Origin of the sequence: Streptomyces glaucosporus, from assembly GCF_039533345.1 — a bacterium.
GTDB lineage: Bacteria > Actinomycetota > Actinomycetes > Streptomycetales > Streptomycetaceae > Streptomyces > Streptomyces glaucosporus.
Map to the genome: position 1 here is coordinate 1 of NZ_BAAATJ010000042.1, position 20,336 is coordinate 20,336.

Consider the following 20,336-nt stretch of genomic DNA (forward strand, 5'->3'; position numbering starts at 1 on the left):
GTCTCGCGGAAGCCCGCAGGGCGTCCGCGGGTCCACCCGTACGGCCCCGCACCGCCACCCGGCGCCGCCGCATGACGGCGGCCCCGGGTGGTACCCATGTCCGCCATGGAGTGGTTCGAGGCGCCCGAGTACTGGCTGAGCCGACTGGTCCTCCAACGGGCCCTGGCCGTGGTCTACCTCGTCGCGTTCGTCTCGGCGGCCCTGCAGTTCCGCGCGCTGATCGGCGAACGCGGACTGACCCCGGTGCCGGACTTCCTGCGCCGGGTCCCCTTCCGCGCCTCTCCCAGCCTGTTCCACCTGCACTACTCCGACCGCTTCTTCGCGGCCGTGGCCTGGGCCGGCGCGGCACTGTCGGCGGCGGTCGCGCTGGGCGCCGCCGACCGTGTGCCACTGGCGGTGTCCATGCTGATGTGGGCGCTGCTGTGGGCGCTCTACCTGTCGATCGTCAACGTCGGCCAGACCTGGTACGCCTTCGGCTGGGAGTCGCTGCTGCTGGAGGCGGGCTTCCTCGCGGTCTTCCTGGGCAACGGGGACGTGGCGCCGCCGATGCCGGTGCTCCTGCTGATGCGGTGGCTGCTGTTCCGGGTGGAGTTCGGCGCGGGCCTGATCAAGTGGCGCGGCGACTCCTGCTGGCGCGACCTGACCTGCCTGTACTACCACCACGAGACCCAGCCGATGCCGGGACCGCTGAGCTGGTTCTTCCACCACCTGCCCAAACCGCTGCACCGGATGGAGGTCGCCGCCAACCACGTCACCCAGCTCGTCCTGCCCTTCCTGCTGTTCGCCCCGCAGCCCGCGGCGACCGTCGCCGCCCTGGCCATGATCGTCACCCAGTTGTGGCTGGTGGCGTCCGGCAACTTCTCCTGGCTCAACTGGATCACGGTCGTCCTCGCCCTGTCCGCCGTGGACGCCTCCCCCCTCTCCGGCTCCCGGGAGTACGGCCAGGTGCCGCCGTGGTTCGTCGCCGCCGTCATCGGGGTCACGGCGCTGGTGGTGGTGCTGAGCTGGTGGCCGGCGCGCAACCTGGTCTCGCGCCGCCAGGAGATGAACCGCTCCTTCAACCCCCTCCACCTGGTCAACACCTACGGCGCGTTCGGCAGCGTGACCCGGCTGCGCCACGAGGTGGTGATCGAGGGCACCGACGAGGAGCACGTCACCGAGGACACCCGGTGGCGGGAGTACGAGTTCAAGGGCAAGCCGGGGGACGTGCGCCGCCTGCCCCGGCAGTACGCGCCGTACCACCTGCGCCTGGACTGGCTGATGTGGTTCGCCGCGATCTCGCCCTCCTACGCGGCTCCCTGGTTCACCCGGCTGCTGCGGAAACTGCTGGAGAACGACCCGGACACGCTGCGCCTGCTGCGCGTCAACCCCTTCCCCACCACCCCGCCCGTCCACGTGCGCGCCCGCCTGTACCGCTACCGCTTCACCACCTGGCGGGAACTGCGGGCCACGGGCGCCTGGTGGGACCGCGAGCCGGTCGGCCCCTACGGGCGGACGGTCTCCCGGAGGGACGCGGCCCCGTAAGGCCGGACCGCCGCCCTCCGGGAGGAGCCGGTGCCGCTCAGGCGGCCGACGGGCTGGTCTCCGGTCCGCCGGGCAGGCGGGCCGTCTCGGGTGAGGAGGTGTCCAGCGGCACCGACGAGGGGTGCAGCACACCGAGCTGGACGGCCTGCCTCCGCAGCACGGCGTCCAGCGCCCAGTCCGCCGCCACCCGGATGCGGTTGCCCGGCATCGCGGCCAGGTGGTAGCCGCGGGTGACGAGGTTGGCGATCGGGCCCGACAGCGGGATGCCGAGGGGGTTCGCCGCGGCCTGGAGCCCGCCCAGGTCGACCACGAAGCCCAGGTCGCTGTGCTTGTACGGGCGGCGGGTGCCGATGCCGTAGGACGCCGCGACGTTGTTCGCGGCCGTCTTGCCCTGGCGGTGGGCGTGCTGGGCGGTCATCGGCGTGTACTGCCCCGGCTTGGTCAGGTCCGGCACCGCGGCGGCGTCACCGCAGGCGAACACGTCCGGGTGACCGGGGACGTTCAGGTACTCGTCGACCAGCAGCCGCCCCCGCTCGGTCGGCAGGCCGAGCTGCTCCACCAGCGGGTCGGGCCGCACCCCGACGCACCAGATCAGCGAGCGGGTCGGAAGCGTCTCCCCGGTGCTCAGCAGCACCCCGTCCTTGGTGGCCTCCTTCACCGAGGTCTGGGTGCGCACGTCCACCCCGCGCTTGCGCAGCACCCGGTGGGCGGTCTGCGCCAGCTTCTCGTCCAGGCCGGGCAGCACCCGGTCCGCGATGTCCATCAGGATCCAGCGGGGCCGGGCGTCGGCCCGCATGCCACCGGGGCCGCGGGCGTGCTGGCGGGCGAGGGAGTCGGTGAACATCTTGCCGTGCGCGGCCACCTCGGTGCCGGTGTAGCCCGCGCCGACGACCACGAAGGTGCAGCGCGCCTGGCGCTCCCGCGGATCCTCCTCCTCCGCGGCGAGGGCGATCTGCCGGCTGATGTGGTCGCGCAGGTACAGCGCCTCCGGCATGCCCCGGAAGCCTCGTGCGTGCTCGGCCACCCCGGGGATGGGCAGCAGCTTGTTCACGCTTCCGACGGTGAGGACCAGCCGGTCGTACCCCATCTGCCGCTCGCGGTCCTCGGGGTCGGTGTAGGTGATGGAGCGCCCGTCCAGGTCCACCGAGTGGACCTCGCCCAGCACCAGGCGCACCCTCGGCAGCGTTCCGGCCAGTGACACCGAGACCCGGCGGGGCTCCAGGATCCCGGCCGAGACCTCCGGCAGCAGCGGCAGGTACAGGAAGTAGTCGTTGGGGTTCACCAGAACGATCTCGGCCGCCCCGCGGAGCTTCCGCGACAGCGTCCTGGCCGTCTGGTAACCGGCGAACCCTGCTCCGACGATCACAATCCGGGAACGGCTCACGTGTGACTCCAGTCCTTGGGACCAACGGCCAGGAAAACCGCGTTTCCCGCCAGCGCCCGGGCAAACCCGGATGAAGCGTCCCCGCAGGCCGGAGCCCTTCCCGGCGGCCGCCCCGCGTCGGCCGTGGCCCGTCCCGCGGCGTCGGCGACCCTCCGTCCCCGCTACGCGGCGTAACACTCTCGCCACCCATGCGCCCGCCGGGCCATCGGGTTCCTTTTTCATGATCCGGTGCGCGCGAGCACCCCCCGAAATGCGGTATGGTTTCTGTGCGCGAACGGCGAGGGGGAAACCCCGAGCCGGGAGAGCACCGGGACGTGGCGCAGCTTGGTAGCGCACTTGACTGGGGGTCAAGGGGTCGCAGGTTCAAATCCTGTCGTCCCGACACTGGTCAGAGGCCCCTTGGGATCTTCCCAAGGGGCCTCTGACATCAGCGGCTGACATCAACCGGGGTCACTCGGGCGGCCGAGTGGCTTCCTCCCCCTCTCCCCCACCCTCCGGGCCCAGCGCGTCTTCCATCCGCTCGGCGGCTGCTCTGAGTGTCGTGTCCATCACGTGCGCGTAGGTGTCCAGCGTCATGGTGATCGTGCTGTGCCCCAGCGTCTCCATGATGGTCCGGGCGTCCACTCCCTGCGCCAGCAGGAGCGAGGCGCAGGTGTGCCGGAGATCATGCACCCGCACTCTGCGCACGTTCGCGTTACGGCAGAGCACGGTGAGCATCCGGTTCATGCTCCGCGGATCGGTCGGCCGGCCGGTGGGTGTGGTGAAGACCAGCCCGCTCGGTTGGTGCGGCAGCGGGTCCCACTTCAGCCCGGCCGCGGCCCGCTCGGTGCGCTGAACGGCCTGGTGCTCCCGGAGAGCAGCCACACACCGCCGGGGCAGGGAGACGGTGCGCTGGGAGCGGGCCGTCTTCGGGGTGCCGAAGACCAGCTCCTTCTTGATCCGTTGAAGATTTCGGCGCACCCGCAGTTGCCCCCGGTCGAGGTCGATGTCATCCCAGGTGAGTGCGAGCACTTCCCCGCGACGCAGGCCGGTGGAGACCAGCAGCAGCCACAGCGGGTACAGCCGGTGCGAACGAGCCGCTTTCAGCAGCATCCGCGCTTCGGTCCGGTCCAGCGGCCGTACTTCCTGCCGGGCGACGGTGGGTGTCTCCACGATGCGCGCCACGTTGCGCGCGATGAGTTCTTCCCGCATCGCCTGTTGCAGAGCGGACCGCAGTACGGCGTGGACGTACTGCACGGTGCGCGCGGACGGCCGCCGGCGGCAGCACCGTCCCTTGGCGCAGCACCTCCGCTCGTCCTCGGCGCGGTTCGCGTCCAGTCCCCGCAGGCAGCACAGGCAGCCGTCGCGGAACTCCGCGAGGAAGCGCCGTACGTCGGCGGGGCTGAGCCGGTTGAGCTTCTTCTTGCCGAGTGAGGGAGCGATGTACAGGCGGGCCATCACCTCGTAGCTCATGAAGGTGGAAGGCTTGAGCCGCACGGCGGCCACGGTCGCGAGCCAGTAGACGAGGTAGTCCCCGAACGGCATCGCGGAGGTGGCGGCAGGAATGCCCTGCCGGGTCTTCTCCTGGATCTCGGTGAGCTTCTCGGCTACCTCGGAACGGGTCTTGCCGTAGACGAACTTGCGAACGCGGGTGCCGTCCGGGCGGTAGACGTACGCGGCTGCCTGGTAACGGCCGTCCTTGCGTTTTGTGATGGTGCCTTCGCCATTGGCGCGGCGCTTGGCCATCAGGCAGCCTCCTGGAGCTTGGAACGGATGTACATGCGGAGCGAGTCAGCGGGGATGCGCCGGGAGCGACCCTCGGTGTAGCTGGGCAGGGTGCCGGAGCGGAGCAGGTCATAGACCTTGCTGCGGCTCATCCGCAGCGCGGCCATGACCTCGGGCACGGTGAGGACTTCGTAGGTGTCGGGCAGGGTTGGACTCATGCGGGCGTCTCTCCTCAGCGGCAAGCGACGGGGCAGGGCGCTGCCCCTTTCTCTGAGGTGCGCTACATCCGCCACGCCGCTACGGCGCAGGTCAGCGACGGGTTCGATGTAGCGGGACGGGTGCGTGTAGCGGATACGACCGCTTCGCGGACCGAAACCGGCCGCCCCGGGCGCGTGGCCCGGGGCGGCCGGACGTAGCCGCTACAACCGGTGGGATGCGCTACGCGCTCACGTACTGTGAGCTGGGGTGTAGCGGCTGGAGCGGATGTAGCGCAGTTTCCGGAGGGGGCGGGCAGTAGCGGGTCCAGGCGTCGTGCAGGTCCTCGGCGTGGTAGCCCTTGAGGACCCCGCCGGCGGTGCGGATGTTGCGGGAGGCGATCGGCTCGCCGTCGGCGGTAACGTACTGGCCGAGCATCCGCGACAGGCGGCGGGAGTCCAGCGGGCGGCCGTCCAGGTCGGCCCAGGGGGCGTCCTCCAGGGCGTTGAGCCGGTCCAGGATGGCGACGGTGGGCAGCTTGTCCACGCCGATCAGCACGTGGTCGCGCAGATCGGTCAGCAGCCGGATACCGAGGCTGGCCTTGTCGTTGACCTGGGATGCCTTAACCAGCGTCAGGCAGGCTTCCCGCGCCCGCCGGGGCCAGGCGCCCCCGGCGGCGTCCGCCACCGCGATCAGCGGTTCCCACACGTCGGCGGGCCGGTCGGTGACCCCCTCGGGCAGTTCCGGGTAGGCGTCGGCCACCTGCTCCTGCACGGTGGTGGCCCAGACGGCGAGCCGGTCGCGCAGGGCGTTGCCCTCCTTGACGTGGAGGCGGGTGCGGAACGGCTCCACCTTCTCGTTCCGGGCCCGGCGGCGCATGCGGATGATGACCGAGCGGGTCAGGATCGTGTCCGGCAGACTTCCGAGCCCGGCGACGGCCACCGCGCAGAACGAGGGGAAGCCCTGCACCTGCTGGTTGGCGCCGTCCCCCACGCACCGGTACATCACCCGGCCCCGGGTGTGCCCGGCGTTGAGGAACCCGCGGAGCTGTTCGTTCTCCCCGGCCTTGGGCCCGAAGACGGTGTCGATCTCGTCGAACAGGATGGTGGGGCGCCCGCCGTCCAGGCCGGCCACCGACCGGAACAGCGCGGCGGCGGAGGCATCCACCGCGGCCATGGCGCGCGGTACCAGGGTTTCCACCACTTCCAGCGCCCGCGACTTCCCCGACCCAGGCTCAGGTGAGAGGAAAGCCAGGCGCGGGGTGGAGTCGAAGGCGTCCAGTAGGTGGGCGTGGGCGTCCCATAGTGTCACCGCGACGTAGGCGGCCTCGGTGGGGAAGACGTTGAAGCGCCGATGGAAGCGCTCCACCTCGTCCAGCAGCTCGGCGCCGTCGAGGGTGGTGAGCTGGGGCGTGGTCATGCGGCGTGCCTGCTTTCGGTGCGGTGACGCAGGGGACAGTTTTCTCGGTGGGCGGCGTGGGCGTCGATGAGCGTGAGCACCCTGTGGTGGCCAATGGCGCTGCGGTCGTGGCCGCACGCGCACCAGGACTGGGCGGTGGGCACGGCACCGCGGCCGGGCGCGGCAAGGTGCAGCCACGCGATCGGGTACCGGCCGTCCCCAAGGCGCGGGCCGGAACGAGAAGTGGACGGCCTTCGGCCGACGTCCTTTGAGGCGCCGTCGGCCGTACCGGGCGCGGGTGGGTCGGCGGCGGGTGGCCGGTGCGGGGCGGGGAGGCTCTTCAGGCGGGCAGCAGCGGGGCGGATCATGCCGTCCTCCGCCGCGGGTTGTGGGCGATGGACCAGTCCAGTCCGGAGCGGAGGGTGGCGCGGCACTCGGCCGGCGGCAGACCGGCCGCCTCCCCGGCTGCCTGAAGAGCCTCCTCCACCACATCGCGGGGGAGGTCGCCGGATGCGACGAAGCGTCCCAGGGCGCGGGCGGCCCGCAGCAGCGCGGCGTTCCGCCCGCCCTCGGCGGTGGTGGCGACGACCGCCGTCTCGTTGCGCAGCGCGGCTGCGGCGTACCGGGTGGCCCGGGTGGTGGCCGCGACCGGCACCACCCGGGCAGCGGGCCGCGGCGCGGGTGTCAGGGCGGCCAGCAGCCAGTCGGGCAGTGGGGCGACCGGGGCGTCTTCGGTTACCTCGTACCGGCGGCCGTCGACGGTGGAGCCGGGGGCGACGACGTACCCGCCCCAGGCGCGAGTGTCGATCTTCGGCGCGAGCCTGCCCTTGGTGCTGGGCAGCCGCACCCCGGGCGGGGCGGTGAAGTACAGGTGCCGCCCGCCGCCCGCGGTCCGCACGGTGAGGGTGGTGGGGACGACCTGCCCGGCGCGCTCGCAGAGCGCCGCAAAGGAGGTCACGCCGTCAGGCGTTCCTTTGGGGTCTCCCGGCTTGAGCTGGTCGAGGTCGACCACGACCAGCCCGGAGGGGCCGGTGGCCACCCCGATGCCGTACGGGCGTGCCGTCCACGCCTGCCGAATGCGGGCCGGATCGGTGGTGGCGCGCTGCTCGGGCGTGCGGTGCCCATGGGCGCAGCGGCCGGTGCGCCGGCAGCGGGCCGCGGCGTGCCCGGTGGGGACCTTGGTGCCGGGGCGGAGAGGGAAGACGTGCCAGCCGCGTCCGGCGGCGGCCAGCGCTGCGGCCAGCAGCGCGGAGCGTGCGTCATGGGTCATGCTGGAGACCTCCAACAGTTCTGTAGGGACTGGTGGGCCGGAGCGGGCCGCACGGTCTTTGGCGAGAGGTGGCGGCCCGCTCCGGGCGTCACTTGCCCTTGGGACGGGCGAGCTGGAAGAAGGTGCCGATGCCGACAGGGCCGGCCAGGGTGCCGAGCAGGGCGGCGGTGCGGGCGGCGAACTCGAACAGCGCGATGCCCGCGGCCACCAGGCCGATGAACCCGAAGCCGGCGGCCAGGCCGATGGCGAGCGGCACCGCGTAGGCGGTGGCCGGGCGGCGCGGGGCGGGGGCGTGGACGATGACGACGGTGCGGTCGTCTAACTGCCGGTAGAGGTCGGCGGGCAGGTGCGGGAGGTTGCCCCCGGTCGGGCGCGGGTACGGTTCGCGGCGGGTCATAACGGTCTCCTTAGGCGGTCGGGTTCGGTAACGGTGCGTGTCCGCAGTGGGGTGGCTACTGGGTAGCGGGTAGTGGGGTCCCCAGTAGGAAAGCCGCTTTCAGATGGCGTGTGGGGGGTGTTGGGCATGCGTAGTGGGTAGCGGGGCGGGCCCCACTACCCACTACGCAGTAGCTGTGTGTGATGGACCTCAGGCGTGGTCGGGGTGGACGTAGACCGAGTGCGGCCCGTTGTCCCGGTAGACCAGCTCGCCGCGCTTGACGGCGGCCCGCAGGGCAGCGCGGACGGTCTTGCGGTCCTTGCCGACCAGCTCCGCGACCGCCGACGGCTTCAGCCCCATGGCACCGGCGGACTCGATTGCGTCGATGGCCTGGGCCAGCCAGGGCGGGCCGGCGTCCGGGGCGTGCTGCGGCGGCTCGTTCTGCCCGCGGAGGGCGGAGAGGTTCAGCCCCGGCCGCCGGGGCGCGGGCGGCTCCTCCTGCTCCTGCCGTTCGGGCGGGGGCGGGGTGCCGGGTTCGTCGGTGGTGCCGAAGGTCTGGTCGATCTCGGCCATCAGCCGGGCGGCCAGCGCATCAGCGTCGGCGTCCGGCTCCTGCTCCGGCCGCTCCGCTCGCAGGGCGGAGAGGTTCAGCCCCGGCCGGGCCGCGGGCTGCGGTCCGGCGGTGTCGGTGTCCGATCCCGTGCCGGTGGTGTGGTGCAGCCAGGCGGTGCGGTCCGCCTCCCAGCGGCGGGCGTACGCCTCCCCGGCCGCGGCGGCGGACGGGGCATCCAGGATGGGGTGCAGGTGGGCGGTGGCGGCGGTAATGTCGCGGATCTGGTCGGGCAGGATCCGCCACGCCTTGAACACCCCCACCCCGGTCTCCGGGGTGCTAAGGAAGCCGGAGCCCTTGTAGGGGGCCTGGTCCACCCGCAGGCCGCGGCTGCCGGGGAACATCCGGTTCAGGTCCATGCCCTCGGTCTCACCCCCGGTCAGCGCCACGCGGACCTTGGCTTCCCGGCGGATCATCAGGTTGCCCAGCACCGAGCCGGTGGCCCCCAGCGCGGTCAGCACGGTGCGCACTCCCATGGCGCGGGCGATGCGGATGACCTCCAGGATCTTCCCGGCGAGTTGGCGCAGGGTGCGGTCGGTGCTGGTGAGGATCTCCGCGCCCTCGTCCACCACCAGCATGATCTGCGGAATCTGCGGGCTGACCGGCAGCAGGTCGGTGTTCGCGCGGGCCATGAGGTCCTGGTAGACGGTCTTGCGGTGGCGGGCGATCCGCAGCACCGCATCCAGCATGACGGTGGCTTCCTCGTGGGTGGCGGCCAGCCAGTCGATGCCGGGCCGCACCGGGGCCCCGTCCGGTGCGGTGAGCTGCCCGGACAGCGCGGGTAGCACCCAGGGCAAGCCCGCGCTGCCGGCGTTGAGGTCGATCACCCAAGTGAGCACGTCGGTGGCGCGGGCGAACCCGGCCAGGATGACGTGCACCATGTTGGTCTTACCCGACCCGGTCGGGCCGACGACCAGGGCGCACTGCTCGCGCAGGTAGGTGCGGATCTCCTCGGCGTTGGTCCGATACCCCCACGGAATCCCAGTCAGCACCGACAGGGGCCCGTAGTCGGTGGGGTAGGTGCGCTCCTCGGCCAGCACGTTGACCGTGGCCACGTCCAGGATCACCCTCCCCTGGTGGATGCCGGGGGAGGCGGTGGCGGTGCAGCCGTGCGGCAACCGCGCGTCCGCGGACAGCTTGGGCGCGTCCTTGGCGATCCGATCGTAGGTGGCGCCGCCGGGCGGGAGCTCGGCGTCGATGCTGAAGCCGGTGCCGGTGGGCCACATCTCCACCGCCAGCACCCGCACCGTGATCCCGCACACCCGTTGGATGCGGTCGACCCATTCGGCGGCGATGGCCCGGTGGTCGGCGGACAGCTCGGCGGCCACCTGCCGCTCGGCCGCGGCCAGGGCCTCTTCTTCGCGGGCCTCCTCGTACAGGGCGGTGGAGTGGGTGGCGGTGCCGATGCCGACGCCGAGCGCGGCCAGCGAGCCCAGCGCGGTCCAGGACAGCGGGGTGGTGGCCATCGCCCAGGTGGTCCAGCCGGCGCCGAGCAGCCAGCAGGCGGCGCGGGTGGCCACCGTGCGGCCGGCGTTGCGGGCGCGGAGGCCGGCGATGGTGTGGCCCAGGGCGCCGGCGGCGCCGATGGCCAGGGCCCAGCCGGGCGGCATGGCGGTGGCGGCGCCGGTGGTGGCGGCGGCGAAGGCGCCGGTGGTGGCGGACAGGGCGCCGGTGATGGGTCCGTGGCCGGCTGCCCAGTCCCACACCGGCCCACCGGCGAGCTGCGTGCCCGTGGTGTTGTTGGTGGTCATCAGACGTTCCAGCCCTTCTCGGCCTCGGTGCCGTTGCGGGGGTCCTCGTGCCGGGCGATGTCGGGTTCGTGGACCTGGCGGAACAGCGGGCCCAGGTCCTCGGCCTTGTCGATGGCGGCCACCAGCGCGGCGTAGATGTCCTCGAACCCGGCGGCCACCTCCTTCTCCAGCGGGAACTCCTCATCAGCGCGTTCGGCCAGGATGCGGAAGGTGTTGGCCATCGAGGTCAGCGCGGCGGGGAGGTTTTCGACCATGGCCAGGATCTCCATGGCCCCGTCGGGCTCATAGGTGCGGGCCGCGTTCTCCATCTCGGCGGCGGCCTCTTCGAAGCGGAAACCAGACACGGACACAACCTCCACACGGTTGTTGGGGTGGGTGGGGCGCAGGTGGGCGGGGCGCTGCACGCGGTCCCCCACCTCGTTGGGGTCTTTCTCGGCCGCGGCATCGGCGGCGGCCTCCTCGGCGGCGAGCCGGTCACGGATGGCCGCATCCCGCTGCGCGCGCTCGTGTCGGGCCCGGCCGACCAGGTGCCGGTACAGGCGGCGGCCGGGATACATCAGCCATCGCCAGCCCAGCCGGCGGCCCAGCGGCGTGGACAGCAGCCCGACCAGTCCGAGGGGGGCGGCCAGCAGCGCGGCCAGCAGGCGGCGGCCGTGGAAGCAGGCCGCGGAGCGCCACAGTGCCCACCTGGCCGCCCGTCGCAACGGCGCCCGCCGGAGCGCGGCCCGACGAGCAGCGACCGCACTGGCGGTGCGGGCATCACGGACCGCCCGCCCCCGGCCAACGGCCCGGTCCCGGGCGGTACGGGCCCGATCCAGGGCCCGGGCGAGCATCCGTCCGCCCCGCCCGCCAGCGGAAAGCCGGGCGGCGGTGCGGGCGGCCGGGCCCTGGGCGCGGCGGGCATCGGCCACTGCCCGCCGGGCGGCGGTGGTCTGCGCCCGCTGCTGCGCGCGCGGCGGCGCTCCGGCCCGCTGCCCGTCCCGCAGCGCTCGGATCTGCCGGGCCCGGTCGACCAGACCGCCCCGCCCGGCCGGCGACCGGCGGGCGGAGCCTGTGCCGGAGCGGCCCCGGCCGGTGGCCTTCCCGGCCGATACGGACGGTGCCGGGATGCGGTGCCCGGCCACCGCCCGGGTGGACGAGCCGTTGCCCCGGCGCAGCCGGCCCGTACGGCCGGACCTGGTGGACGTCCCGCCGCTGCCCTGTCGCGGGACGGCGGAGGCCGTGCGGTGGCCGGCGCGGCGGGCCTCCCGCTCCGAGCCAGGGCGGCGGGTGCGGGTGGCGGCGGCGGTGCCCAGCACCACCGCGACGGTGGCCGCCACCGCGGCGGCGACCGGCCCGGCGGCCAGCGCCGCAGCGGAGACCGCGCCCACGGTGGTGTTGGCGCCGGAGAGGGCCAGCGGCACCACCGGCCACCCGCCCGGGGTGTGCCCGGCCTCGGCACTGGCGGCAGTAGAGGGCGGGGCCTGCTCGACCACTGAAGCGGACGACGCGGGCGCAGGGGCGGGGTCGGTCTGGGGCGGGGGTGTCGGAGGGATGGTGACATCGGTCATGCTGGGGTCCTCCATCTATCTGGGTGGGGACCGGCGCGGCCAGTGCTGGCAGGCAAGGGGCCGCGCCGGGACAACGTCCGAGCAGGGGTTTTCAGGCGGCCAGCGCCGGGGCGTCGGCGCAGGGCACGCAGGAGCCGAGCGAGGCGGGGATGACATAACCGGCGTCCCGCCCGCACACCGGGCAGGTGCGGCGTGCGGCGTTCGCCCGCTCCAGGGCCGCCCACCGCGCCGGGGTCATCGGGCGGACCGGCTTGGCGGCGTCGATGCGGTACAGGTAGGCGATCAGCGGGCTGCGCCGTCGGCGTGGGCGCCGCAGCTCGGCGGCCACGCTCTGGCCGCCGGGGCGCAGCCCCAGCGCCCGCAACTGGCGGCGGGTGGCCAGCCCGTCCGGAGCCAGGTGCCAGGAGTAGACCGGCAGCGTCATGGGGTGTTCTCCTCCTGAGACATCACCGCGCCCCAGGCGGTCCGCACCCGCTTCTCACCTCCGACGAACCCGGCCTCCCGGAAGGCGGCCACCGCCTGCCGATAGGACATCGGCGGATCGACGGAGTAGCGCAGGTGCCGCAGCACCACGATCAACTGCGCGTCGGTCAGCGGCTCGCCCGGCCGCGGGACCGGAACGCCGGCGACGGCGGCGACCTCCTCCAAGGTCACGGCCCGCTCCACCGGCCACCACACCACCTCGCCCGGGGACGGCGCACCCGGGGGCGTCACGGCCGTCACACCCCCCGCCGTCACGCCCTCCCCCTCGGGCAGTCCGTTCGGCCCGTCCGGGGCGCTGGCCTGCGTGTCCTCGGCGTCACGGCCACCCGTGACGCCCTCCCCTTCGGCGGCCCCACCGTCCCGCGCCGACGGCGGCGCCACAGCAGGCGTCACGGCCGGTGTGACGGAAGGCGTCACAGCCTCCACGGCCGGCGTGACGGGCACGGTGAACATCTCCCCCAAGGCGGCGTCCGCCCCAGCGGTAAGACGGTCACGCTGAACGTCCAGCAGCCGCCCACCCAGCGCGGCATCACCGGCGCCGACCGTGCGGGCCAGCTTCCAGGCGGTGCGCTCGGCCTTGGCCCGCGCCTTCTCATCCGGATGGTTCACCGCGACCGCCCGGTGATAGGCCAGCTCCCGCACCACCGCCGCGGCCTTCGCTTCGGCCTCGGCGTCGCGGCCGTCGGTGTGCACCACGATGCGCCGGGCCAAAAACGCCATGCCCTCGGCGGCCACGCACATGCCCATCGGGGTGAGGGCGTAGATGACCGTGCGGGCCGGGTCCGGGGCGGCCATGGCGGCCATCACCGAGGCGGCGGCCGGCAGCGCCCACAGCCCGACCCGGACCGGCCAGGGGGAGGACTGGCCCAGCATGGTCAGCCCCAGCAGCACCAGGCCCAGCACGGCGGTGGCGCCCTCGCCGGCCGCCACCGCACCGAGCGCGGTGCCGGTGCCGTAGGCGTGGCCGATGTTGCTGAACGTGCCGATGCCGCCGGCCACCCCGGTGAGCAGCATGGGCACGAACGCGGCCGTCAGCACGGTCTTCTGCGTCTTGGTCAGCGGCTTGCGGGTCTGCTGCGTGCTCATGCCGCACCCCCGATCACCGCGATGGCGGCGGCGAGGAGGAGCAGGGCGCCACCGGCGCAGGTCAGGTCGACCGCGCGGCGCAGACCGGTGTACTTGGCGACCGCCAGCCGGGACAGGCCGGCGATGTCGGCGGCCAGGTCCCGGGAGGCGGCGGTGGTGATCTCCTCGGGCGGCAGGGTGGCCCACAGCGGAAAGCCGTGCCGGCCGCGCAGGTTCGGCCGCACCGACCGCAGCAGCAGGCCGGCCGCCGCGACCAGCAGGCCCGCGCCGAGCCCGCCCACCGCGCAGGCCGCCGGGGTCAGGGGCAGGTCGCGGGCAATGGTCCAGGCGCCGGCCAGCACCGCGCCGACGAACGCCAGCAGCAGGCCGGTCTTGGTGTCGGTCCGCGCGATCTCCGCCCTCGCCTCGGCGTGCGCGGCCCTCAGGGTCTGGTCGGTGGTGCTCATGCGGCACCTCCCGACAGCGTCATCCCGGCCGCGTGGTTGGCCAGCGCCCGCCGCGCGGCCAGCACCTTCCGACGGGCCCGGCGCAGGCGGCGGGCGTCCAGCTCGGTCGGCGTGCGGTCCAGGGTGGTGATCTGCGCGTCCAGCAGCTCGACTTCTGCCAGGATGAGCGGCATCTCCCGCTCGATCGCACCCAGGTCGGCGGTCGACGGCTCCCCGTCGCCCGGATCGGCGGCAGTAACCGCCCGAAGTGCCATGCTGTGCTTCATGGGTCGTGGACTCCTTCAACACAAGGAACGGCCCAGCAAGAGCGGCCCCGGTGGTAGCGCACCGGGGCCGCGGCCGTAGAACCAGAACATCCGGCTCCCCTCGGCGCTGCTCGTGCGAGACGAGCAGCGGAGGCAACCGGCCGCAGTACACGAAGCACCGCGGAGAAAGTTGTGATCGTGCAGATGTCTCCTTCGGGAGCGTGCTCCCGTTCCAGGCATATGGAGACATGACCTTTCGGTCTAAGCCCTCCCGAAGTGACCAGGGTCGGGTGCGCCCTCGGCCCGCTCTGTCCCGGGCCCCTTGCCGCATGTCTGAGCAGCCCAAAGAAGGGCCTCGAATCCACAGTCCTAGGACTGCGAGCGACCGAGCAACACCATGGCGCACAGTCCCAGGACTGTCAACAGTCCTGGGACTGTGCTTCACTGGCCGCATGGAAAGGAGTCCTGAATGACCCCCAAGTGGCGAGAACTCGCGGACAAACTGGCCGCCCAGATCAGGGCCGGTGAGTACGCGCCCGGCCAGCAACTACCGCACATCCGGGAGCTGGTCGAGGCGGGCGAGGGCTCCAAGTCCACCGTCCACGCCGCCTACAAGGCACTGGAGGCGGAAGGGCTGGTCACCTCCTCCCGTGGCCACGGCACGGTGGTGCGCCAGCAGGTGCCGCTGAAGCGGCTCGGCATCGCCCGGTACGACAAGGCCAAGTGGCGCGACGGCGGCGAGGTCGCCTTCATCGCCGACCGCGTGGCCTCCGGACGGCCGTACCAGCGCGGCGAACAAACCCAGACGGTCAGCCTGGTCGAGGCTCCGCCGGCCGTCGCAGAAGCCCACGGCCTGCCGCCCGGCGCCCCGGTCTACGCCCGGGCCCGGCTGGTGAAGGAAGGCGACCAGCCCACCCACACCCTGACCAGCTACTACCGGCCCGAGCACGTCGAGGGCACCCGGCTCGTCGACCCCACCCCCGGTCCGGCCGGCAAGGGCGGCGGCTTCCGCGTCCTGTACGACGCGGGCTACGAGATCGACCACATGCGCGAAGAACTCTTCGCCCGCATCCCCACCCCCGAAGAGGTGAAGCTGCTCCAACTGCCCGCCGGGGAACCCGTGGTCGAGCTGCACCGCACCACCTACACGGCCGACGGAACCGTGGTGGAGTACGCCATCGGCGTCCACGCCGCCTCACGGTTCGCCTGGGTCTACGACTTCAAAGTCCCCGACTCCACCCAGCAGGAGGAAGGCCAGTGATCTCGGAACAGGCTTGGCAGGACGCCCAAACCCTGTGGGACTTCCACCGAATGCACCACGAGCCGCGCCCGTGCTCGGTCGGCATCGGCCTGGGCAGCCACGACCTGGGCGTGGCCGACACCGCGGCCGACCTCTACCACCGCGGCCTGATACCGCTCATCGTCTTCACCGGCGCCACCAGCCGCACCACCCAGAAGCGAATGCCCCGGGGCGAGGCCGTCCACTACCGGGAGCGCGCGGTGGAGCTGGGCGTTCCCGAGGAAGTCATCCTGGTCGAGCCGAACGCCCGGAACACCGGCGAGAACATCCGCTTCTCCCGCGCTGTGCTCGAAGAGCGGCACATCCCCGTCTCGTCCGTCCTGCTGATCAGCAAGCCGTACGAGGAACGCCGCGCGTACGCCACCGCGCGCAAGCTCTGGCCAGACGTCGAGTGGGTGTGCGCGTCTGCACCCTTGACGTTCTCCGAGTACGTCGAATCGATCCAGGACCCGCGCCTTGTGATCGATATGTTGGTCGGGTCCCTGCAACGCCTGCTGCTCTACCCCGCCCAGGGCTTCATGGTCGCCCAGGACGTACCCGAAAACGTGCGCCACGCCTACGAGCGCCTTGTTGCTCAGGGCTTCACCAGCCGACGCATTCCTCAGGAAGCCACGAGCAACGGCGGGATGAGAAGCGCAGAGCCCAACTCCGACGCATCACGGCCGATGCCCGGGTAACAAGCTTCCTACAGATTCAAGCCGTCCTCACTCTCCACCTAACCTGCTCAGACGAAGATCGAAAACGGCTCCCTGCCAGCCCAGCATTGCGTTTCAGGGGCGCGCAGACACAACCCGAGTTTTCACAAATGGCGCATTTTGTTAGTGACACGCGCTGTTCATGAACGGCAGGATGTGGGCTGCTCCTACCGTCTGGCCCTGGAGGTCTGATGAACGCAAGGTCGCACCCGCTGCACAAAAGAGCAGCCATCTCCGCAGCAGCTGGGGCACTTTCTCTGGCAACAGTAGTGGCAACTGGGAGTTCCGCTCACGCTGCAACGAGCTGGAGCGCAACAGGCACTCAGGCCGACGTGGTTGGGGCCTATGCCTACGGAACCATCGACAACACCAACACCCACACAATTGTTCGCGTAGTCATTAGGGACTCAGTCTCAGATGGCGCTAGCGCACGTGTTTATTTCCGCTGGCGTTACGGCGAAGGCAGCACATCCGGGGCATACACACTGACCGCCTCTGGGTACATGGCGGAGAATAGCAAGACATACAGCATAGAGCGAGGACGGTTGGATAGTTGGGACCCGTTCGAGGTCATGGAGTGCAAAGTCGACAACGGGGAGGAAGTCGATTGCGGGGGCTGGGATACACCATTTCAGTAAGCCCTAACCTTGATCTCCCAGCGGTGGCGAGTGGGTGATCAAGCCGTCAGTTCGTCCCCGTTTGCTCCGCGTACCGCGGACGCAGCAGTTGACGGGCCCCGGAGGGAAGACTCGCCGGGGCCCGCAGCTTTCTGTCAGCCGGTCAGCGGCGCATGCCCCTGGTCGCCCGGCGGGCCTGCCTCTTCCCTTGTAGTTCACACTGGTGCCGCTGATCCTGCCGTCGAAGGTGCGGTCGTAGGGCGGTGGAACGCAAGACACGCCTGATGCCGCGTACCTTCAGCTCAAGCGTTGCTTGCGGTGCGGCCTGCCATGTTCGTTCGGCGGATGAGTATGCGGAGTTCGGCCGGGGTGGGCCAGGGTGCGGCTCGATGGATCATGCGGTGGCAGTTGGAGCAGATCAGGGCGAGGTCCGAGAGCCTGGTTGTCCCTTCGCCTGCTTCGTGTAGGGGCACTACGTGGTGGCACTCGATGTAGCCTTCGCCCCGTTCGCCGTAGACCACGCCGAAGTCGAAGTCGCAGACCTCACAGGCCAGGGTGCCGCCCTTCTTCAGCACTGCGGCGATCTTCTTGGCGCGCAGTCCCTTGTTGCGCTCGCGCGTCCGGTGGCGCCGGTACAGGACCCGGCCTTCCGGCGCGCTGTACTCCTCCTCATCCTCGTCGTCCTGCTCGGGCAGCACCGGCTGGAGGGTGCCAGCCCGCAGGCCGTCACGGAGGAGTTGCGCGGCCTGGGCCATCTCCGCCGGCCTGGTGAGGAAGTCGTGCAGGACCTCCAGGTCCAGCCGACCACCGTTGGTGGGCTTTCCCCGGTAGTCGGGGTGGTGCGTGGCGATGTCGTGGGTCTTGCGCGCCGCGCCGTTGCGGTTGCGGTAGGTGGCGGCCCGCTCCTCCTCGGGGTAGGCGGCGAGGAGTTGTAGGAGGTCGGACAGTTCGGCGATGCGGGGGTCTTCCGCGTCCAGCCCCTTCCACCCGTTCTGGGCCACGACGTCGCAGGCCAGGATCAGCTCGTCCCGTGTCCACTTCGGGTTGCGGGAAGCCCTGACGGTGAAGCCCTCGCGTCTGAGCCAATCGACCGCATGGCCGATCCCACCGCTGAGCTGCTTCGGCGTCAGCGGCGCGCCATGCTGGTGCTTGTGCGCTACCCCGGCGATGGCCTTCGAGTCGTACTCCCTGCCCTCGTGGACGAGCACGTACGTCCGGGCCTCCCTGTAGCCGTACAAGTCGAGGAACGCTTCACGGCCAAGCTCGTCGTACTCCTCAAGAGTCTTCAGGATGTCGTCCCGCGAGATTGCTCCCCTAACCATGAGGCGGAGTCTAGGTGCCGGGTACGACACCCCGTCAGGTCAGCAGCACAACGATGTTCTGTGCTTCGCACAGACCGCGGTGACGGCTGTGCTGGGACCAGTTTGGGACCACACGCTGTGCGCGGTAATGAACAACCCCAGCTCGACGGAACGGCGAATCGTGTCCCGCAGTGCACCTGACCTACGGAAACGTCTACCGCGATGATCTGGGGGTCAAGCGTTGCAGGGTGGGCGCTCTGACATCAGCGGCTGACATCAACAGACACGTACGTCGGTGGACGTCCACGTCGCGGAGGGCGGAAGTCAGGCGGTCCCGGCGCAGTCTCTATGCGGCGGTCAGCAGGTTGGCACACGCCTGGGGGTCAAGGGGTCGCAGGTTCAAATCCTGTCGTCCCGACGGTGCTGAAAGGCCCGCCGGTTTGGACGGAAAGTCCAGGCCGACGGGCCTTTTCGCCTTGTCCGGCGCGGTTCTGCCCCACGAGCGGAGGTTCCGCCCGGTCGGTCCGCCGGGGCCGGCGGGTGTCCGTCGGGAGTCGATCACGCCCGCGCGGCTCGTCGCGGGGTGAGTTCTCAGCCCGGCCGGTTCCCCACGTGTCCCGGCCGTCCGCGGTGCCGAGGGGGGCCGCGGCGGCCATACCCGCCATCGCGATGTCCCGGCTCGGCGGGCACGGTGCTCCGACCGCGCCGAAGCCGGCCGTCGGAGGCGTCCCGAGCGCGGCGCCCAGGGGTACCGGCAGATCCGGCCGCCGGTACACCGACCGGGGCGCCGAGGCCGTCCGAGGCGTGCGGGCGGAGGCCACCACGTGCACGGCCCCGGAGGGGAAGAAGACGGAGCACGGGACGAGGAGTCCGGACAGCGGGAGACGCCCGGGTCACGGCGAGGCCGCGCCCCCGTCGGGCTCGGGGACGTCGTCTTCCGGGACGGCGACGAGAAAGGCGGCGCCGGTGCGAGGAAGGTCGTCGTGTCCGCGGCCGGCACCGTCACCGGGCCTCCGAAGACGGTCGACGCCGTGGCGTCCGTCCGGCAGGCCGGACACGCGGTCCCTCCGGGACGCCCGCCTCGATACGGACGTGCCGGTACCGGTCGCTGCCGGTCGGCGGGTCGGTGCCCCGCTGCCGACCCGGCCGGAACACCGGACAGGGAGACGCATCCCGGCCGCCCGGCCTTCCGGCGAGACGTCAAACGGCGGCACACGTCCCGGAGTCCGGCGCGAATCCGGTGGAGCCGGTAGAGCCGGTGCTCCCCCGGGGCTCCGGTGCCGCCCGTCCTCCCCCGTCCCGTTCCGCCCTGACCGCGGCCGGGATTCTCCGGTGCCGGTTCGAATCCGCGCCCCGGCCCCACGGTCGCCGGAACGAGCCCTCCCCGGACGGCGGACGGCGGTGTCGGCGGGAAGGGGGACGGCACCCCTTCGAAGGAGCGGTGCATCCATGAGCGCAAGAAGGCGACCGGCCCGCGCGGTCGCGGCAGGAGCGGTCCTGTGCGCCGTCGTGGGTCTGGGAACGGTCACCGCCCCGGGCGCCTCGGCGGCCATCCACCGGGGCCGCCCTCCGGGCAAGTCCCGCGTACTCCAGCACATGGAGTGCGGGGGCGGGATCCCGTTCCCGAGCGGGGTCCGGCCGACCTCCTACAGGTTCAACCGCCGGGTGAGCCCCCTGGAACAGGACCGGCAGCCACTTCTCCGTGCGCCACGACGCGAAGCACAAGGGCACCTGACCGGACGTGGCGCCGTCGCCGCCGCACGGGTCCGTCACCCCCGGGTCATCCTCCTGGAGAGGGACCGGCGTCTGTCCTCCCAGAACTCCCCCGCGTTCCGCGCGATCGCCCCGCCTTCCCCACCCGCGCGTTCGAGCAGTACCAGGCCGACCCCGATGACCCCTTCGAGCAGGGCCTTCAGGACGGGGTGGCTGGTTCTCCGGTGCTCGCTCAGGAGGACCTCCACGAAGTGGGCGAAGTCCCGGCCGTCGATGCTGCACTCGTCGTCGACGACGGGCCCCAGGCCGGAAGGCGTTCCGAAGACCTCGGCCAGTGCCGACGCTTCCGCGTGGAACACCCTGGCCACGGTGTTCGCCGGGTTCCAGACGTCGATGTCCCCGATGAGGAAGAAGCAGCTCACTCGTTCCGTCCGATCCTTGCGCCGAACTCCGGGTTCCGGGGACGCGCACACACCGACGGCTCGTCTCCCCTCGTGTGCTGCGCCCCCTCCCGGGGACATCATCCACCCGGCCCTTCCCGTCCTGGAGGCGAACGGCGGCTTCCGTCGCCGGCGGCAGGGGACGGTCCTGCCGCCGGCGCCCGGCACGACAGGGGTCCGGTTCCGCCAGGATCCCGTGCCGCCCCGGGGCGGCACCGCGAAACACGTCCCGGTCCCCGCCCCTCGAA

At 72.0% G+C, this 20,336-nt stretch carries 17 protein-coding genes and 1 tRNA gene; 4 read left to right on the forward strand and 14 right to left on the reverse strand.

The genetic code is table 11. The features are described 5' to 3' along the window. Positions 1 to 105 precede the first annotated feature (105 nt). Positions 106 to 1,524 (forward strand): lipase maturation factor family protein, encoded by a 1,419-nt coding sequence (locus tag ABD358_RS27625; protein WP_344633921.1) that lies wholly within the window; start codon positions 106 to 108, stop codon positions 1,522 to 1,524. 37 nt (positions 1,525 to 1,561) lie between these two features. Here ABD358_RS27625 and ABD358_RS27630 read toward each other — a convergent pair whose 3' ends face one another. Beyond that, positions 1,562 to 2,908 (reverse strand): NAD(P)/FAD-dependent oxidoreductase, encoded by a 1,347-nt coding sequence (locus ABD358_RS27630; RefSeq protein ID WP_344633894.1) that lies wholly within the window; start codon positions 2,906 to 2,908, stop codon positions 1,562 to 1,564. 308 nt (positions 2,909 to 3,216) lie between these two features. Between ABD358_RS27630 and ABD358_RS27635 the strand changes: the two genes are divergently transcribed. Continuing rightward, positions 3,217 to 3,290 (forward strand) — tRNA-Pro (locus ABD358_RS27635). 68 nt (positions 3,291 to 3,358) lie between these two features. Here ABD358_RS27635 and ABD358_RS27640 read toward each other — a convergent pair. From ABD358_RS27640 to ABD358_RS27690, 11 genes are all read right to left on the reverse strand, one after another. Continuing rightward, on the reverse strand, positions 3,359 to 4,633 hold the full coding sequence (locus ABD358_RS27640) for a tyrosine-type recombinase/integrase (RefSeq protein ID WP_344633895.1): 1,275 nt from the start codon (positions 4,631 to 4,633) through the stop codon (positions 3,359 to 3,361). Then, on the reverse strand, positions 4,633 to 4,830 hold the full coding sequence (locus tag ABD358_RS27645) for a helix-turn-helix domain-containing protein (protein WP_344633896.1): 198 nt from the start codon (positions 4,828 to 4,830) through the stop codon (positions 4,633 to 4,635). Before ABD358_RS27645 ends, ABD358_RS27640 begins: the two co-directional genes overlap by 1 nt. Before the next feature lie 220 nt (positions 4,831 to 5,050). Beyond that, positions 5,051 to 6,226: a DUF3631 domain-containing protein gene (locus tag ABD358_RS27650; protein WP_344633897.1), complete on the reverse strand. Its 1,176-nt coding sequence runs from the start codon at positions 6,224 to 6,226 to the stop codon at positions 5,051 to 5,053. Positions 6,227 to 6,569: 343 nt separating this feature from the next. Beyond that, positions 6,570 to 7,475 (reverse strand): bifunctional DNA primase/polymerase, encoded by a 906-nt coding sequence (locus ABD358_RS27655; RefSeq protein WP_344633898.1) that lies wholly within the window; start codon positions 7,473 to 7,475, stop codon positions 6,570 to 6,572. 88 nt (positions 7,476 to 7,563) lie between these two features. Then, the gene (locus ABD358_RS27660; protein WP_344633899.1) at positions 7,564 to 7,872 is read right to left on the reverse strand and encodes a hypothetical protein; all 309 of its coding nucleotides are present in this window, start codon (positions 7,870 to 7,872) and stop codon (positions 7,564 to 7,566) included. Positions 7,873 to 8,061: 189 nt separating this feature from the next. Beyond that, the gene (locus ABD358_RS27665; RefSeq protein ID WP_344633900.1) at positions 8,062 to 10,212 is read right to left on the reverse strand and encodes a hypothetical protein; all 2,151 of its coding nucleotides are present in this window, start codon (positions 10,210 to 10,212) and stop codon (positions 8,062 to 8,064) included. After that, positions 10,212 to 11,762 carry a hypothetical protein gene (locus ABD358_RS27670; RefSeq protein ID WP_344633901.1) on the reverse strand — a complete coding sequence of 517 codons (1,551 nt, stop codon included), beginning with the start codon at positions 11,760 to 11,762 and terminating at the stop codon, positions 10,212 to 10,214. The genes ABD358_RS27665 and ABD358_RS27670 overlap by 1 nt, the downstream gene beginning before the upstream one ends. A gap of 91 nt (positions 11,763 to 11,853) precedes the next feature. After that, positions 11,854 to 12,186: an RRQRL motif-containing zinc-binding protein gene (locus tag ABD358_RS27675; protein ID WP_344633902.1), complete on the reverse strand. Its 333-nt coding sequence runs from the start codon at positions 12,184 to 12,186 to the stop codon at positions 11,854 to 11,856. After that, on the reverse strand, positions 12,183 to 13,331 hold the full coding sequence (locus ABD358_RS27680) for a hypothetical protein (protein WP_344633903.1): 1,149 nt from the start codon (positions 13,329 to 13,331) through the stop codon (positions 12,183 to 12,185). The genes ABD358_RS27675 and ABD358_RS27680 overlap by 4 nt, the downstream gene beginning before the upstream one ends. Further along, positions 13,328 to 13,777, reverse strand: a complete 450-nt coding sequence (locus ABD358_RS27685) for a Pycsar system effector family protein (RefSeq protein WP_344633904.1) — start codon at positions 13,775 to 13,777, stop codon at positions 13,328 to 13,330. Before ABD358_RS27685 ends, ABD358_RS27680 begins: the two co-directional genes overlap by 4 nt. Beyond that, positions 13,774 to 14,043, reverse strand: a complete 270-nt coding sequence (locus tag ABD358_RS27690) for a DUF6284 family protein (protein ID WP_344633905.1) — start codon at positions 14,041 to 14,043, stop codon at positions 13,774 to 13,776. The genes ABD358_RS27685 and ABD358_RS27690 overlap by 4 nt, the downstream gene beginning before the upstream one ends. A 448-nt stretch (positions 14,044 to 14,491) precedes the next feature. Between ABD358_RS27690 and ABD358_RS27695 the strand changes: the two genes are divergently transcribed. Both ABD358_RS27695 and ABD358_RS27700 read left to right on the forward strand, forming a co-directional pair. Beyond that, a complete protein-coding gene (locus ABD358_RS27695; RefSeq protein ID WP_344633906.1) occupies positions 14,492 to 15,283 on the forward strand; it encodes a GntR family transcriptional regulator in 792 nt (263 codons plus the stop codon). After that, complete coding sequence (locus ABD358_RS27700) at positions 15,280 to 15,999, forward strand: YdcF family protein (protein WP_344633907.1); 720 nt, start codon at positions 15,280 to 15,282, stop codon at positions 15,997 to 15,999. The genes ABD358_RS27695 and ABD358_RS27700 overlap by 4 nt, the downstream gene beginning before the upstream one ends. Before the next feature lie 937 nt (positions 16,000 to 16,936). Here the strand turns inward: ABD358_RS27700 and ABD358_RS27705 are convergent. Both ABD358_RS27705 and ABD358_RS27710 read right to left on the reverse strand, forming a co-directional pair. Then, positions 16,937 to 17,956: an HNH endonuclease gene (locus ABD358_RS27705; protein ID WP_344633908.1), complete on the reverse strand. Its 1,020-nt coding sequence runs from the start codon at positions 17,954 to 17,956 to the stop codon at positions 16,937 to 16,939. 1,748 nt (positions 17,957 to 19,704) lie between these two features. Next, complete coding sequence (locus ABD358_RS27710; protein ID WP_344633909.1) at positions 19,705 to 20,070, reverse strand: DUF6086 family protein; 366 nt, start codon at positions 20,068 to 20,070, stop codon at positions 19,705 to 19,707. Positions 20,071 to 20,336 lie beyond the last annotated feature (266 nt).